Source organism: Desulfoluna spongiiphila, assembly GCF_900101345.1.
GTDB classification, from domain to species: domain Bacteria; phylum Desulfobacterota; class Desulfobacteria; order Desulfobacterales; family Desulfolunaceae; genus Desulfoluna; species Desulfoluna spongiiphila.
Genome location: NZ_FMUX01000008.1, coordinates 1 through 15,726, shown reverse-complemented (window position 1 = coordinate 15,726; position 15,726 = coordinate 1). Strand labels below are relative to the sequence as shown.

General features: G+C 57.9%; 13 protein-coding genes and 1 tRNA gene. 10 read left to right on the top strand and 4 right to left on the bottom strand.

Annotated elements, in window-relative coordinates:
• Positions 1 to 5: 5 nt before the first annotated feature.
• Positions 6 to 665 carry a PAS domain-containing protein gene (locus BLQ12_RS11905; RefSeq protein WP_092210882.1) on the bottom strand — a complete coding sequence of 220 codons (660 nt, stop codon included), beginning with the start codon at positions 663 to 665 and terminating at the stop codon, positions 6 to 8.
• 416 nt (positions 666 to 1,081) lie between these two features.
• Here BLQ12_RS11905 and BLQ12_RS11900 point away from each other — a divergent pair, with 416 nt between their 5' ends.
• The gene (locus BLQ12_RS11900; RefSeq protein ID WP_092210881.1) at positions 1,082 to 1,678 is read left to right on the top strand and encodes a hypothetical protein; all 597 of its coding nucleotides are present in this window, start codon (positions 1,082 to 1,084) and stop codon (positions 1,676 to 1,678) included.
• A 126-nt stretch (positions 1,679 to 1,804) separates the two neighbouring features.
• Here BLQ12_RS11900 and BLQ12_RS11895 read toward each other — a convergent pair whose 3' ends face one another.
• Positions 1,805 to 3,529, bottom strand: a complete 1,725-nt coding sequence (locus BLQ12_RS11895; protein ID WP_092210880.1) for a methyl-accepting chemotaxis protein — start codon at positions 3,527 to 3,529, stop codon at positions 1,805 to 1,807.
• Between the two features lie 1,213 nt (positions 3,530 to 4,742).
• Here BLQ12_RS11895 and BLQ12_RS11890 point away from each other — a divergent pair.
• From BLQ12_RS11890 to rarD, 9 genes are all read left to right on the top strand, one after another.
• Positions 4,743 to 6,023, top strand: coding sequence for a (Fe-S)-binding protein (locus tag BLQ12_RS11890; RefSeq protein WP_092210879.1), 1,281 nt, complete (start codon positions 4,743 to 4,745; stop codon positions 6,021 to 6,023).
• Between the two features lie 10 nt (positions 6,024 to 6,033).
• Positions 6,034 to 9,069, top strand: coding sequence for an FAD-dependent oxidoreductase (locus BLQ12_RS11885; RefSeq protein WP_092210878.1), 3,036 nt, complete (start codon positions 6,034 to 6,036; stop codon positions 9,067 to 9,069).
• Between the two features lie 92 nt (positions 9,070 to 9,161).
• Entirely contained in the window at positions 9,162 to 9,599 is a 438-nt protein-coding gene (locus BLQ12_RS11880) for a hydrogenase iron-sulfur subunit (RefSeq protein ID WP_092210877.1), read from the top strand.
• Complete coding sequence (locus BLQ12_RS11875) at positions 9,596 to 10,543, top strand: 4Fe-4S dicluster domain-containing protein (protein ID WP_092210876.1); 948 nt, start codon at positions 9,596 to 9,598, stop codon at positions 10,541 to 10,543. The genes BLQ12_RS11880 and BLQ12_RS11875 overlap by 4 nt, the downstream gene beginning before the upstream one ends.
• Before the next feature lie 151 nt (positions 10,544 to 10,694).
• Positions 10,695 to 11,735 (top strand): 4Fe-4S dicluster domain-containing protein, encoded by a 1,041-nt coding sequence (locus BLQ12_RS11870; RefSeq protein WP_092210875.1) that lies wholly within the window; start codon positions 10,695 to 10,697, stop codon positions 11,733 to 11,735.
• Positions 11,736 to 11,747: 12 nt separating this feature from the next.
• On the top strand, positions 11,748 to 12,593 hold the full coding sequence (locus tag BLQ12_RS11865) for an FAD/NAD(P)-binding protein (RefSeq protein ID WP_092210874.1): 846 nt from the start codon (positions 11,748 to 11,750) through the stop codon (positions 12,591 to 12,593).
• Positions 12,594 to 12,693: 100 nt separating this feature from the next.
• A complete protein-coding gene (locus tag BLQ12_RS11860) occupies positions 12,694 to 13,008 on the top strand; it encodes an IscA/HesB family protein (RefSeq protein WP_092210873.1) in 315 nt (104 codons plus the stop codon).
• Positions 13,009 to 13,099: 91 nt separating this feature from the next.
• Complete coding sequence (locus tag BLQ12_RS11855) at positions 13,100 to 13,594, top strand: hypothetical protein (RefSeq protein ID WP_092210872.1); 495 nt, start codon at positions 13,100 to 13,102, stop codon at positions 13,592 to 13,594.
• A 292-nt stretch (positions 13,595 to 13,886) separates the two neighbouring features.
• On the top strand, positions 13,887 to 14,795 hold the full coding sequence (gene rarD, locus BLQ12_RS11850) for an EamA family transporter RarD (RefSeq protein WP_175469699.1): 909 nt from the start codon (positions 13,887 to 13,889) through the stop codon (positions 14,793 to 14,795).
• A 101-nt stretch (positions 14,796 to 14,896) separates the two neighbouring features.
• Here rarD and BLQ12_RS11845 read toward each other — a convergent pair whose 3' ends face one another.
• A complete protein-coding gene (locus tag BLQ12_RS11845) occupies positions 14,897 to 15,337 on the bottom strand; it encodes a hypothetical protein (RefSeq protein WP_092210870.1) in 441 nt (146 codons plus the stop codon).
• Positions 15,338 to 15,631: 294 nt separating this feature from the next.
• Positions 15,632 to 15,707 (bottom strand) — tRNA-Lys (locus tag BLQ12_RS11840).
• Between the last annotated feature and the right edge of the window lie 19 nt (positions 15,708 to 15,726).

Here is a 15,726-nt window from a genome sequence, read left to right as displayed (position 1 = left end):
GATGTTCACATGTTGCCTGGGGTATCCCTGCAACACTCCGGATAGAGTTTGTGTTTGCACTCCGGGCAGATCCCATGGGTAAAATCCGCCTCGGAATTATGGGAGATATAGGTCTCAAGGGGATGCCACTCCCCTTGCTCATCGCGGATTTTTTTGCAGGCGCTGCAGATGGGAAGGATTCCCTTAAGGGTTCGAATTTCGGCCAGGGCCTTCTCAAGGTCAGCCATGGCCCGGTCCCGTTCCAGTTCGACCTGCTTTTTTTCCGTGATGTTGATGACGGTCCACAAGATCAGCTCAGGTGGTCCCTCTCCGGTATGAAGGGGCGATATCCTTCCCTGGAACCACTGGAGGTGGCGCGGGCCATCTCCGGGATTGTTTTTCAGGGTGTCGGGCATGAGACTGTACTCCACCACTTGAATGGTTCCCGTATCAAGGGCGCTGTGAATCATGGAAAGGTAGTGGTCTGCCGACGCTTCGGGAAGCACCTCGTAGAGGGTTTTGCCCTTGAGGTAGCCCGGGTTGTCGTAAAGGCTGCGCTCCGTTCCCCCGAGTACGTCGAGGTAACGTCCCTGCCGGTCCATGATAAACACCGGATCCGGAAGAGAGTTCACCACGGAAACGATGTTCCGTTTTTCCTCTGTCGCCAGCCAACGAAATTTCAGCATACCCCTTTGCTCCCCCCACCGCCGTCACACCGCGGTAACGCCTTGCCCCCATGGCACACCCCTTGTTGACCCTGCCTGAACAGAAAGCTTACGTCAATCGGGAACTTGACGCGGAGTCCATGTGCACGTCCCGTTTTTTCCTCTTTTACCTGCCGTCGCCATGGTAGAATGAGTTGATTGTTCCCGGTACGGGTGGTTGTACGGACACCATCGACGGATCCAAACCCGGCTTGGCCTGTCAACCATATTGTTATTGCCATTCCCGGAGAGTTTGTTTAATGTTTGCAAAAACAAATGCCCTAATATGCAAGGATGCACACGTCTTTAGACGCCAGAGCGTCCATGCGGGCGACCGTTTTTTTATGTTGCCTTGATACGAATTTTGTATGTCAACCCAGCCATCTCCGGAGGGATGCATGGAGATAGAACAGAAACGCTACCTTAACAGGACGCGCTTCACCTTTGAAGATGAACGCCTGACTTACACCATGGGACATGAGGCCGGATCCCGCTCCTTCGGCGTGCACTACGCCGATGTGCCCATGGAGACAACGGTCATGGAGGCGCGAAGCCCCTGGTTTCTCAATGCCGCTGCCGTTATGCTCATCGTGTGGCTGTGCCGGATTGTTGCCGGGCTGGCCGGCCCAGTATCCGAATTGGACCTTGCGCTGCACTGGCCCCTGGCCGCCAGCATCTGCCTTCTTGTTTACCGGTATGTCGTCACGCCGTATACGGTCCTTAAAACCGACGCCGGAGAGGTGTACCTTATCCGTGACGACCGACACGAAGAGATCCTTGACGAGATCATGAAACGACGCAAAAGCCAGCTTCTCTCCTGGTACGGTGAAATCGATTACGCCAACGACCCCGGGGAAGAGATCCGGAAATTTCACTGGCTCAAGGTGCAGGGCGTCATCGGCGACGACGAGTTCGAATCCATCCGAACCCGCATCGAGGTGTTCCACGGCCCCATGCAGGAGACCGATTTCATGGAAGGGCCGAGTATAAATTAGGAAAAACAGGGAAACAGGAAAAACAGGTCATAAAAATCAAAGCGCCCCCACAGCAAATGTGGGGGCGCTTTTTATTTTTCGCTTATTTGTTCTATGACCTATGTCCTGTTTTTCCTATGACCTCTTTCACACCTTAAATCTCGACACCATGGACGTCAGGGACTCCGAAAGCCGGGAGAGCTCTTCCGCGCTGGTGCTCACCATGGTGCTGCTTGAGGCGATTTCGGCGCTGCCGCTGTTCACGGCGCTGATCTCCCGGGCGATGTTCTCCGACACCATGGAGGTCTCCGCCACGTTGCCGTTGACCTCTTCGATGCCCTGGGCGGCCTGGGCCACATTCCCGGAGATCTCCCGGGTGGTGACGGCCTGCTCTTCCACCGATGCCGCAATGGTGGAGACGATGTCGTTGACCTCCACGATGACATCGGAGATGGAACGGATTTCCGTTACGGTATCCCGGGTGGAGCCCTGGATGCCCTCCACCTGGCGCTTGATCTCCTGGGTGGCTTCCGAGGTCTGGGCGGCAAGGGCCTTGATTTCGTTGGCCACAACAGCAAACCCCTTGCCCGCTTCCCCGGCCCTTGCCGCTTCGATGGTGGCGTTCAAGGCCAGGAGGTTGGTCTGCTCGGAGATGTCGGTGATGGCCTCGGTGACCTTGCTGATCTCATTGGCCGACACCCCCAGGAGGTCAACTTTCTCTGTGGCTGTCTTGGCCTTTGTCACAGCGCCCTGGGTAATTCCGCTTGCCTTTTCGGAGTTTGACGCTATCTCCTGGACCGTGACGCTCATCTCTTCGGAAGCGGCAGCCACCATGCCCACATTGGTGGACGCCTGCTCGCTGGCTGCGGCGACGGAAGTCATGGTGACGTTCATCTCTTCGGCTGCCGCCGCCACGCTGTCCGATCGGGAAGATGCCTCTTCGGCTCCCTGGGAAAGCTGGGTTGCCACGGCAGAGAGTTCCGTGGACGCGCTGTTGAGCCCCATGGCGTTTTCCGCCACGTCACGGACGATGGACTGCAGGTTTTCGATAAAGACATTGATCCAGTGTGCCAGCTCGCCGGTCTCGTCCTCATTGGTGATGGCAAGCCGGGTGGTCAGGTCCCCTTCCCCTTCGGCAATGTCCCTGAGGCCGTTGATGGCCTGCCGCAAGGATCGGGTAATGGCAAGGGCCATCACCAGGGTGACGGGCAGGATGATCAGGAGAAAGAAGGCGCCGGCCACCCCGGCCACAAAGGTGACGCCGCGGGACACCTGGCCTGAGATGACCTTCTGGATAATGCCCTTCTCCACTTCGATGTTGTCGATATACACACCGGTGCCCACCCAGTAGGAGGTGCCGGGAATTTTCTCGGCATAGCCGATCTTTGGCTGGACCCCTTTTCCGGGTTTCTGGAAGCTGTAGGAGACAAACCCGCCTCCGGAACTGGCCGCCTTTTCGAGCTCGATGAGGTAATAGACGCCGTTGGCGTCTTTGGAGTTCTTCCTGTTTTGACCTGTCAGCGACAGGTTGGCTGCGTTGCACACGACTTCAAAGCCGTCGTACACAAAAAAATACCCGGATCTGTCCTCTTCATACCGGATGGGGGCGATGACCTCTCGGACCACATCTGAAACCACCTCCGAATCCGATGCCTTTTCCAGGGCGTTTCCAAGTGACAGGGCCATGGCATGGGTGGCCACCTTGATTTTTTCTTTTTGCCCTTTCAGCATCACCTCTCCGGCTTGTTGGATGCCGGCTTCCCTTGCCAGTGAACCGATTTTGAATGATCCGAACAACATGCCGCTGAAGAGGAGAAAGACCATACCGATGATGATATAGATCCTTGCTTTGATTGAGACCTTCTTGAACATTACAACTCCTTGTCATCATTGATGTGACATCCGTGTCACGGCAGCATGGAAAGCTGCCTACCAAATCTGAGGGATCCCTTCACCGGATCCGCAGCGAGACCGCTGGCATTCCCGCGCATTTAAGCATCTGCGTATATTTCTCTTGTTTATTCTTCTTTTCCTGCAATTCCCCCCGTGATTTCCCCCCGTTTAGAAGAATCCTTTTCCCTGAACGGGCACCAACTCCTGCCCTGTGCCAGGGGTTTGTGTGACTGCTCTTTTTGCCATTTTGTAAATGATAGTGATTAGAATACGTATCGCCAAAAGGAACGCGCAGTTTAGCAAAATTTAAGAAAATATTTCCGGAACAGCCCTATCTACCCTACGATAAAGGCAAAACAAAAACTGCCGGAACCGAGATAAGGGCAGGCCTGGCGGGGGATTTGTTTTTACCGGGGACGCGAGGTCTCCGTTGCTGCTTGGAGCCCTTCGGAATCGACACCGGTCCCGGTGTGATTATCTTATTCGATTGCTTTGTCAGGAAGACGCCGCAACCGTTGCGACAAAAAGACGATATGAATCCCATTCAGCTTTTATTGTCACCTCCCGTGTGTTGCCCCAGAACATCCAAGGGCCTTGAACCCCATATAAAAACCATGTCCCGCAGGCCCCCGGACCATGGTCACGGTGGCACGTATCATGCAAGATACCGGTGGGCATGGATGGCACCCCTTTCATCGATGCACGCTTTAAGGCTGGCCTTTTGCGGTAGCTGCAAAATTCATTTCGTCGATATCTCCCCATCGACCCATTAACTATTTCTATTTGACACATTTAGAATGTCTATATATCAATGGACCGATGCCCATGCGGGGCAGTCATTTGACCGGCGCCTGTTCCGGTCCCTTTACCCCAATGTCACAGGAGACGTCATGCCTTTTCCTTCCGGGTACAACTGACGGAGCGAACAGATCCGCCCGTGATCGGCGGATTTCCGTTGCTTATGAGCACGGCACACGTGCGTCAGGTGATACCCGGAAATGAGCCCTTTTCTCCTTTTTGCCTAAAGGCCCATTTCCTCTTCACCTCCCCTGCCCCCTCCCTCGTGGAGCGGGCACCCAAACCATTGCGGAGACAATTCCCGCCGGTGGCGGGAATCACACATCCCGTATGCCCGAGGTGCATACTGCGGGCAGCGGAATATGACGCTGTTTGAAGAGGAGACTAAGAGACAATGGCTGAAGTACTGGAAGTTACCGGAACCCCATCACGCATCCGGGACAAGGCGCTGGACATGATCCCCGACGGGAACCTGAGCGCCTGCCTCACCTGCGGCACCTGCACCAGCGGTTGCCCGGCATCGGGGCAGATGGAGATGGACCCGCGCAGGTTTTTGCGCATGGCGGTCCTTGGTATGGACGAGGAGCTGGAACGTCACCCCTGGGTCTGGATCTGCACCATGTGCAAGCGGTGTTACGATGTCTGCCCCATGAGCATCAACATCCCACAGCTCATCTACGACCTTCGGGCGGAGTGGCCCCGGGAGGAACGGCCCAAGGGAATCCTCGGCTCCTGCGACCACCACATCAACTCCGGCGGGGGCGCCATGGGCGTGCCCCTGGAGGATTTCGCCTTTACCATCGAAGACCTGGCCGAGGAGTGCCGCGAGCAGCCCGGTTTTGAAGACCTCAAAGCCGACCTTGACCGTGAAGGGGCCTACTTTGCCCTCAACCAGAACTCGCGCGAACCCGTCACCGAACCCGATGAGCTTCTCCCCTTGTGGAAAATCCTGCATACCGTGGGGGCCGACTGGACCTACTATTCCAAGATGTGGGGCGGCGAGAACTACTGCATGTTCCTTGCCGACGACGAATCCTGGGAGGCCATCATCCGCGCCCAGGTGGAACATATCGAAAAACTCGGCTGCAAGGTCTTCATCAACACCGAGTGCGGCCACTCCTTCTATGCCGTCTGGCAGGGCCTTCGCCGGTTCAACATCCCCCACAAGTTCGAATTCAGGAGCATCATCGAATACTACGCAACGTGGATTCGGGAAGGCAAACTGCCCGTCAACGCCGACTGGAATACCGGCGGGATAAAATTCACCGTCCAGGACCCCTGCAACGTGGTGAGAAAATCCCTGGGGGACAAACTGGCCGACGACCTGCGTTTCGTGGTGAAAAAAGTGGTGGGTGAGGAGAACTTCATCGACATGGTCCCCAACCGCTCCATGAACTTCTGCTGCGGAGGCGGGGGCGGCTCCCTTCAGGCCGGTTTCACCGAAGAGCGCCAGGCATACGGCAAGGTGAAATTCAACCAGATCCAGACCACCGGGGCCGACTACGTCATCACCCCCTGCCACAACTGCCACGCCCAGGTGGAGGACATCGGCCACCATTTCGACGGGACGTACCACACGGTGCACCTCTGGACCCTCATCTGCCTGTCTTTAGGTATCCTGGGCGAAAACGAACGCACCTACCTTGGGCCTGACCTGGCCGACTTCGGGCTGTAAGGAGAGACCAATGACTGTAAAGCAAACAATCGGATCGGTACTCATCGCCGGGGGCGGCATCGGCGGCATCCAGGCCGCCCTGGACCTTGCCAACTCCGGATACAAAGTCTATCTGGTGGAACAATCCCCTTCCATCGGCGGAGTCATGGCCCAGCTGGACAAGACCTTCCCCACCAACGACTGCTCCATGTGCATCATGTCCCCCAAGCTCGTGGAGGTGGGGCGCCACATGAACATCGAGCTGCTCACCCTCTCCGAGATCACAGGGGTTTCGGGTGAGAAAGGCGATTTTACGGTGGAGGTGTTCCAGAAGGCCCGCTACGTGGACATGGACAAATGCATCGCCTGCGGCGCGTGCACGGAAAAATGTCCCAAAAAGGTGGAGGACGTTTACAACCAGGGCCTGGTGAAACGCAAAGCCATCTATGCCCTTTACCCCCAGGCCGTGCCCCTCAAGTACTGCATCGATGCCGACAACTGCCTGAAGCTCACCAAGGGCAAGTGCGGCATCTGCGAGAAGACCTGCCCGGCCGGTGCCATCAACTATGAAGACACGGACAAGACCCTGTCCCTTACCGTGGGATCCATCATCCTCGCACCGGGGTTCAAGGCCTACGACCCCAGTGGAAAGGATATCTACAACTACGACGGGAGTCCCGATGTGGTGACCTCCCTGGAGTTTGAGCGGCTCCTCTCCGCCTCGGGCCCCAATCAGGGCCACGTGGTGCGCATGAGCGACCACGCCGAGCCCAAGAAAATCGCCTGGCTCCAGTGCATCGGCTCACGGGACATCAACACCTGCGACAACGGCCACTGCTCCAGCGTCTGCTGCATGTACGCCATCAAGCAGGCCATCATCGCCAAGGAGCATGACCCGAGTCTTGACTGCACCATTTTTTACATGGACATGCGCACCCACGGCAAAGGCTTTGAAAGCTGCTACAACGAGGCAAAGGAAAAACACGGGATCCGCTTTGTCCGCTGCCGCGTTCATTCGGTTTTCGGCCAGCCCGGCGATACCCCGGGCCAGGTCCTTGACTACGTGGACGAGGCCACGGGCAGCTTAACCCGTGAGATTTACGATATCGTGGTCCTCTCCGTGGGCATGGAGATTTCCCGGGAGGTGAAGGACCTGGCACACACCCTGGGCGTCGAACTCACCCCCGGGGGCTTTTGCAAAACCGGTTCCTTCAATCCCGTGGCCACCACCCGTGACGGCGTCTTTGTCTGCGGAGCCCTCCAGGGGCCCAAGGACATTCCCCAGTCGGTCATTGAAGCGGGCTCAGCAGCCCTGTCGGCGGGGGCGGCCCTCGCCTCGGCCCGCGGAACCCTGACAAAGGCCGTCACCGCGACGAAAGAGACCGACATCACGGGTGAGCGCCCGCGGGTCGGCGTCTTTGTCTGCCACTGCGGGATCAACATCGGAAGCGTGGTGGATGTGCCTGGCGTGCGGGATTTTGCAAGGGCTCTTCCCTTTGTGGAGTATGTGGGGGACAACCTCTACTCCTGCTCCCAGGACACCCAGGATGCCATGACCAAGGTCATCAAGGAGCAGAATCTCAACCGCATCGTGGTGGCGGCCTGTTCTCCGAGGACCCACGATCCCCTCTTCCAGGAGACCCTCATCAACGCAGGGCTCAACAAGTACCTCTTTGAGATGGTCAACATCAGGAACCACAACTCCTGGGTCCACAAGGACCATCCGGCCGAGGCCACGGAGAAAGCCATGGAGATGGTGCGCATGGCCGTTGCCAAGGTGGCTCTTTTTGCCCCATTGTCCGAGGCCGAACTCTCCATAGACCAGAACGCCCTTGTGGTGGGCGGAGGCCTCTCCGGCATGGCTGCGGCAAGGGCCCTTTCCGGCCAGGGGTACCATGTCTCCATCGTGGAAAGAGAAACGTCCCTGGGCGGACAGGCGGCGAGCCTGTTCACGACCTCCAAGGGGGAGTCGATCCAGGACGGCCTGAAAGCCATGGTGACGGACGTGGAGGCCGACCCCAACATCGACCTGTTCCTGGATGCCGAGCTCTCGGACGTGGACGGGTTCGTGGGCAACTTCAACTCCACGGTGACTCAAGGGGACCGCACGACCCAGACAAAACACGGGGTGACCATCATTGCCACCGGGGCCTCGGAGCACACACCCGATGAATACCTCTACGGAAAAGATCCCAGGGTCGTCACGGGCCTTGAACTCGACAGAAAATTCGTGGCCGGCGACTCCGGGCTGAGGGATGCAACATGCGCCGTCTTTATTCAGTGCGTAGGCTCCCGTGAACCGAACCGCCCCTATTGCTCGCGCATCTGCTGCACCCACACCGTGGTCTCGGCCCTGCACCTGAAAGAGCTGAACCCCGAGATGCAGATTTTTGTGCTCTATCGGGACATCCGTACCTACGGGGAGCGCGAAGCCCTGTACCAGGAAGCCCGGGAAAAAGGGATCATTTTTGTCCGTTATGACGTGGACAACAAACCCGTGGTGGAAAACAGCGGCGAGCACCTCACGGTCACCGTCACCGACCATGTGCTCAACAAACCCCTGGCCATCCACGCCGACCTCCTCACCCTGGCAACGGCCGTGACCCCCTACCGGGATGAAAAACTGGCCCGGTTCTTCAAGGTCCCCATCAACGACGAAGGCTTCTTTGCCGAGGCCCACGTCAAGCTGGCCCCGTCGGATTTTGCCGTGGACGGGGTGTTCCTCTGCGGGCTGGCCCACTATCCCAAACCCGTGGACGAATCCATCGCCCAGGCCCAGGCCGCGGCATCCAGTGCCACCCGGTTGCTTTCAGGAAAAACCATCAACACCAGCGGCAACGTGGCCGAGGTGAACCCGTCCCTGTGCAGCGGGTGCGGCGTCTGTGAGGCGGTCTGCCCCTACAACGCCCCGAGCCTCATGACCGAAGGCAAGGACACCGGCAAGGCACGCATCAACCCCGTCATCTGCAAGGGTTGCGGCGCCTGTGTTGCCTCCTGCCGCAGCGGTGCCCTGCAGCTCAAAGGGTTCGAAGAGGGCCAACTCATGGCCATGATCGACAACATTTAGGTTCGCCTGTTTGTCAAACGTTTCAAAAGCGTGTCCCCCGGCAGGGCCGCCGGAGGCATCTTTTTTCCATGCCCTTAATTGGAGATAAATATATGAGTTCGTTTGAACCGAAAATCGTCACCTTTCTCTGCAACTGGTGCAGTTACGGCGCCGCCGACCTGGCGGGCGTGAGCCGTTTTCAATACCCTCCCAACATGCGGGTCATCCGCGTCCCCTGCTCGGGCCGGATCTCACCCAAGATGGTTCTTGCCGCCCTGCGCAAAGGGGCTGACGGTGTCTGGATCTCCGGGTGCCACCCCGGGGACTGCCACTACATCGAGGGCAACTACTACGCCCGGCGCAGGTTTACCCTCTTGAAAGAGATGCTTGAGTTTAACGGCATTGAGCCGGGACGCCTTCACTTCTCCTGGATCTCCTCGGCCGAAGGGGTAAAGTTTGCCGAGGTGGCCAACAAGGTCATTGACGAAGTAAGAGAGCTGGGGCCTGCCACGGTGTTTATCAAAGAAAGCCCCGAGGAGAGTGCCGCATGAACCCATACGAAAAGACCATTCAGGCCAAGGCAAAAGAGCTCCTTGAAACCGGTGAGGTGACAGCGGTGCTTGGCTTCAGAAAAGGATCCCTCCCCATGACCACAGAGCCCTATCTGGCCACGACACCGGATGAGGCAGCAATGCTCTGCTGGGATACCAACTGCCGGTTGAACCTGGCCACGTACCTGCACAAAGGCATGGGCAAGGTGGCGGTGGTGGCCAAGGGGTGCGATTCACGAAACATCGTGGGACTCGTGGTGGAGAACCGGATCAACCGGGATGACGTGGTGATCATCGGCGTGCCGTGCACCGGTATGATCGACCCGAAAAAAGCCGCAGACGCCGCAGCCGGAGAGATCCTGGCAGCCAAAGAGGACGGGGACAACCTGATCCTTGCCACGGCAAGCGGCGAGGAGCGTATCGCCAAAACGGATCTGTTGCGCCGCAACTGCGCCCTGTGCACCCACCGCAATCCTGTGATTGCCGATTATATGGTGGCCGATGCCGTCCCCGAACAGACCGGTATCGACCGCTACGCAGATATCCGGGAGATCGAGGCCAAACCCAGCGACGAAAAGTGGGCATTTTTTGACCAGGCCTTTTCGGCCTGTACCCGATGCTACGCCTGCAAAAACGCGTGCCCCTTGTGCTACTGCCCCACCTGCTTTGTGGACGAGTCCAGCCCGCAGTGGGTGGGCAAAGGCACAGACCCCGTGGATGTGCGTACCTACCATATGCTCCGGGCCATCCACTGTGCCGGTCGCTGCACCGAGTGCGGCGCCTGCGAATCGGCCTGCCCCATGGGCGTGCCCGTGCAGTTGCTGACCCGTAAGATGGAAAAAACCGCAACAGAAAACTGGGGACTCGAAGCAGGGCTCACAACGGAGACCCGCCCGGCCCAGGACACCTTCCGTCTCGACGACCCGGAAGCGTTTATTCTGTAACATAAAAAAAGCCTCCGGCGGTTAGCCCCGGGCCCCGTGTTTCGGGCCGATCCCATGTACTTGACGGGATCAGGGGCGGGCAAAACCACACGGCAAGCCCGGTGTCATAAAGAGAAAACCCCGGCCACCGGAGGCATAAAGGATAATACCGATGACCATATTGCGTATCGATAAATCAGGCTGGAACCAGGGGTTGGACCGTACGCGGCGTACCTACGCCCTGGTGGGGCCCACAGCCGAGGGCGAGGTCCCGGGCTTTCGGGAACTCAAAGATGGCGAATACCCGGCCATGGACGGCAGGCAGACCCGCCTGTCTCCCAAAGGTGTTGTGTTTCCGGCTTCCCAGGTGATGATGACCTGCTCCTTCAAGGAGGGGGATCCGAAAAAAGACATGTACGAATCGGTGGAAATCGACACCCGGCCCCGCGCGGTGGTGGCCATCCGCCCCAACGATGCAAAGGCACTTCAACTCGTGCGCCTCAACTTCGACACCGACGAGTTCAGGGATCCGTACGTGGTGGCAGCCTATGGGGCCTGCACCTGGATCGGCCTTGCGGTCAACGCGCCTTCGGCCACCGACTTTTCCACCAGCTGCGGCACCGGGCCCTTTGATGAGTCCTGCCTGGACGTGATGCTCGTGGATGACGGAGACCATTACCTGGCAAGGGTCCTTACAGACAAAGGGGCAGCCTGGGCGGCCTGTGCCGGATTTGAAACAGAGGCCGGCGATGGAGCCGAGGCCCTTCTGGCGTCGAAAAAAGAGGCGGCGGAGAAAGCCATCACCTCTTCCCTCTCCTTTGATCGCATTCAGGACAAAACCGTCCTGGATCTCCACGGGGCGGCACATTGGGACCAGACCACCTTTGCCTGCCTCAATTGCGGTACCTGCACCTATGCCTGCCCCACCTGCTGGTGTTTTGACATCCAGGACGAGGTGCATGGGGACACGGGCTACCGCATGAGAAACTGGGACTCATGCATGACGTCCCTGTTTACCCGCCACGGCTCCGGCCACAACCCCCGGGAGACCCCCATGCAGCGGACCCGCCAGCGATTCATGCACAAGCTGAAGTATTTTCCGGAAAAATACGGGCAAGGCATCATGTGCGTGGGCTGCGGCCGATGCATCGACCAGTGCCCTGCGGGTATCGACATCCGCGAGGTGTGCGCCACCATGAACGCAAAGGCATAAGGGGAAAGAACCATGCACAATCCATACGTACCGTATCCGGTTCGCATCGATGCCATTGATGTGGCCACTGAAGATAAAAGCCTGAAGACATACCGGTTCAGCTTCCTGGACCCCGACCATGAAGCCGCCTTTGCCTATGAAGCCGGCCAGTTTGCGGAACTCTCCATTCCCGGGGTGGGGGAAATTCCCATCGGCATCGCCTCTTCTCCCACCGAGAAAGGGTTCCTCATGTTCACCGTGTTCAAAACAGGCAAGGTAACCGCCCACCTCCATGACATGAAGGTGGGGGAGGTCATGGGGGTCCGGGGCCCGTTGGGCAAAGCATACCCCTGGGAGACACTGGCCGGTAAACATATCCTCATCGTGGGCGGGGGGTTTGCCTTTACCACCCTGCGTTCCTCCATCAAGAGAATCCTGGAACCCGAACATCGGTCAACATTCGGGTCCGTGGACGTGGTCTATGGCGCGCGGAGCCCGGGTATGCTGCTTTACAAGGAGGAGCTCATGGCCTGGGAAAAACGGGACGACATCCGCATGCACATCACCGTGGACGCCACCGACGACCCGGACTGGCCCTATCACACCGGCTTTGTGCCGAGCCTGGTGGAAAAGGTGGCGCCTGCGGCCTCGGAGGACACCTACGCCATCGTCTGCGGGCCCCCTGTCATGATCAAGTTTACCCTGCCGGTGCTGGAAAAACTCGGGTATCGCCACGACCACATCATCATGAGCCTGGAAAACCGCATGAAGTGCGGCATCGGCATGTGCGGTCGCTGCAACATCGGCACGGAGCTGGTCTGCAAGGACGGACCGGTCTTCACCCTTGAGGAGATCAATATGACGCCCGGAGAATTCTAAATCAAACAGTTTAAAATCAAGGCATTGAAACCACAACCTGATGCGTTGGGTCAATAAACGACACAACACCTACATAACCCAGTAAAGGAGTACAACACCGATGTTTACCGTAACCGAAGCGGCGCAAAACGAAATCGCCCGCTACTTTGAGAACCGAACCCCTGCCCCCATCCGTGTCTTCCTCAACTCCGGAGGCTGCGGCGGCCCCCAGCTTGCCATGGCCGTGGATCAGCAGAATGACGGGGACACCCTCTTTACCATAGATGGCATGGCGTACATCATCGACACCGAATTGCTCAACCAGGCCCAACCCCTGGTGGTGGATTTCAAGGATGTGGGCTTTAAACTCAGTTCGAGCCTGAAGCTGTCAAGCGGCTGCTCATCCTGCGGCAGCCACGGTTCCTGCTGTTCATAACGGTTGTCCTGTCCGACCCGGCGGGCTCTCGGTTGACGGCTTACAGCCACGAGCCCTCCGGGGACGACACGGTTTCCGATCCGGAGGCACGATGATCCGCTTTATTCATCTTACCCATCAATTTGAAAAGCAGCTCAGCGCCATGAAACGGTCATCCAAAATGGCCGTTGCCGCAAGCCGCAAGGCAGATGCCATCATTAACCGCCTGGCGGCCAACGGCATGAGCCCCCTGAACGAGGCGGGAAAACTCAGCCACCACGGGGAGCGCCGAATCCGCCATGCCGTAAAGTTCGACATCGGCAAGGGGTACCGCATGCTTGCCGTGAAAAAAAACGAGCAGCTCTACCTGCTCTTTGTGGGGGCCCACGACAATTGTGCGGCCTGGGTAGAAAACAACAGAGGGCTGGAAAACCCCGGAGAGTTGACGCGCATCCGGACCCTTACGGCGGCCCTTCCCCGCAACGAGCCACCGGCGGGTCCCGACCTCTCCCCTGAACCCGACTACGACGACCTGCTCCTTGCCCGGGTTACCGAGCAGGATCTGTGTGTGGTTTTTCAGGGGTTAAGGCGGCGGAATAGTGAATAGTGAATAGTGAATAGTTTAGGGTGGATGATGCGTGTGCCAACCTTGGAAAAAGAAGCGGCGTGCATTGCCCGAAGGCATGCCTTGAGCTTTCTGTGACACGGCGGCTCACCCAACGTTCACCATAAAAGACCTCGCGTTTGCGATGCGTCTGTTTTTGTGCTGAGCCCCGGACAAGCGGTTCCCCTTCCCTGCCCCCTGTTTTCCTCGACAGCCCGCACGGCCCATGGTATCACTCATCTTTTCAGCCTTGACGCTGACGTCAAGGCAACTCAATGACATACAGGAATACCCCATGCCGTCTCGTTCAGAAACCGCCACCGGCCTGCTTGTTACCATGCAGGCCTTTCTCATTTGGGGGCTCTCCCCCATTTACTGGAACCACATCTCCCATGTCCCGGCCTTTGAAACCCTCATGCATCGGGTGGTCTGGTCCCTCGCCTTTCTCCTGCCCATCCTGATCTTCCAGAAAAAAATGGGCCCGTTTTTCAAGGCCCTGACCAACCTTCGTACCATGGCCGTCCTCACCCTCACGACCTGCCTTGTGGGGGGAAACTGGTTCCTGTTCATCTGGTCCATTAACCATGGGCACGTGATGCAGACCAGCCTGGGGTACTACATCAACCCCCTGGTCACGGTGTTCCTGGGGATGATCTTTTTAAAGGAGAAACTCACGGCCAGACAAAAGGTCGCGGTGCTCCTTGCCGGGCTCGGTGTGGCCTGGCTCACCATCGATTACGGCACCCTGCCCTGGGTCTCCCTGGCCCTGCCCTTCAGCTTTGCCTTTTACGGCCTCATCCGCAAAGTGGTGGATGTGGGGCCCCTGGTGGGCCTGACCGTGGAAACCCTTCTTATGGCCATTCCGGCCACGATTTATCTGGGGTACCTGGGGGCAACCGGAGAAGGCGCCTTTCTCCACTCGGGAAGAGCCACGGACCTGCTTCTTATAGGCACCGCCCTGATGACGGCCCTGCCGCTGCTTCTCTTTAACCTGGGGGCCAAGGCCCTTTCCCTTTCCACCATCGGGTTTATCCAGTACCTGGCACCGACCTGCACCTTTCTGCTGGCCGTGTTCTATTTCAAAGAACCCCTGGACCCTTCCCTTGTGCGCACCTTTGTTCTGATATGGAGCGCCCTGGCCCTGGTGACCTGGGATTCCATCGCGACCTACCGGGCCAAGGATACGGCGGTTCCGGCCGCCTGAGCCATCCTGCAACCACATAAAAAAAACGGGGACCCGGTCATCCAGGGTCACCCGTTTTTTTGATATAGCGAAACGCCCCGCCTGCCGGGGCGTTTTTCAGTTTAAAACTGGGGTTCCATCACGTCACCGCTGTAGGCCCCGATCAAGATGGTCAGGTCCCCGGAGGTGAAGTGATAGTAAGGCTCCTTGACATCGGGATGCAGGGCCCAGTACAGGTCGCAGGACGCGCCCTGGAGGTTGAACCCCGGAGGGAGTTTTTTAGCGGCATCAATGGCGCTGATCATGCGACTGACGTCAATGGGCCTCATGCCGATGGGAAGAGGGATTTTATCGTGCTGGAGCACCCCGCCGTAGCGCCAGGTTTCGGCCCAGGGCTCGGGATCGGGAACCACGGGGATGACTTTCATCATCACCTGGACCCAGTCATAGGGGGGTTGGGAGACATGGCTGTCCTTGGCGGACAACAATTGAACGCTCACGCCTGTCTCTCCGAACTGTTCGAATGTTTTTTTGATATCCTCATCAAATCGTTTGGCATCCATACACGGCACTCCTTTATTGTTTAGATGGAATGGTGGAATGGGCCTTACCGGGTAAGAGAAGGAGTCCGTGGGGTCGTCGCAATCGGCGGGATCCGGTTTTAAAAACGGATGAGAGGCAGGAACTGTCTGTCAGGGGCCCTTTTCGGGTGATCTGTTTCAGATCATTGCCTTTTTAACGAATTTTACCATACCGCCCCTGTGTTCCACAAGGAATGTTGGGGCAGAAGCCACGGGAGACAGAAAAAAATCCCCAATAAAAAAAGCCGAAGCATGGGCTTCGGCTTTCTTTAAATATGGTGGGTCGTACTGGGCTCGAACCAGTGACTCTCTGCTTAAAAGGCAGATACTCTACCAACTGAGTTAACGACCCGGATGGTGGGCGAAACAGG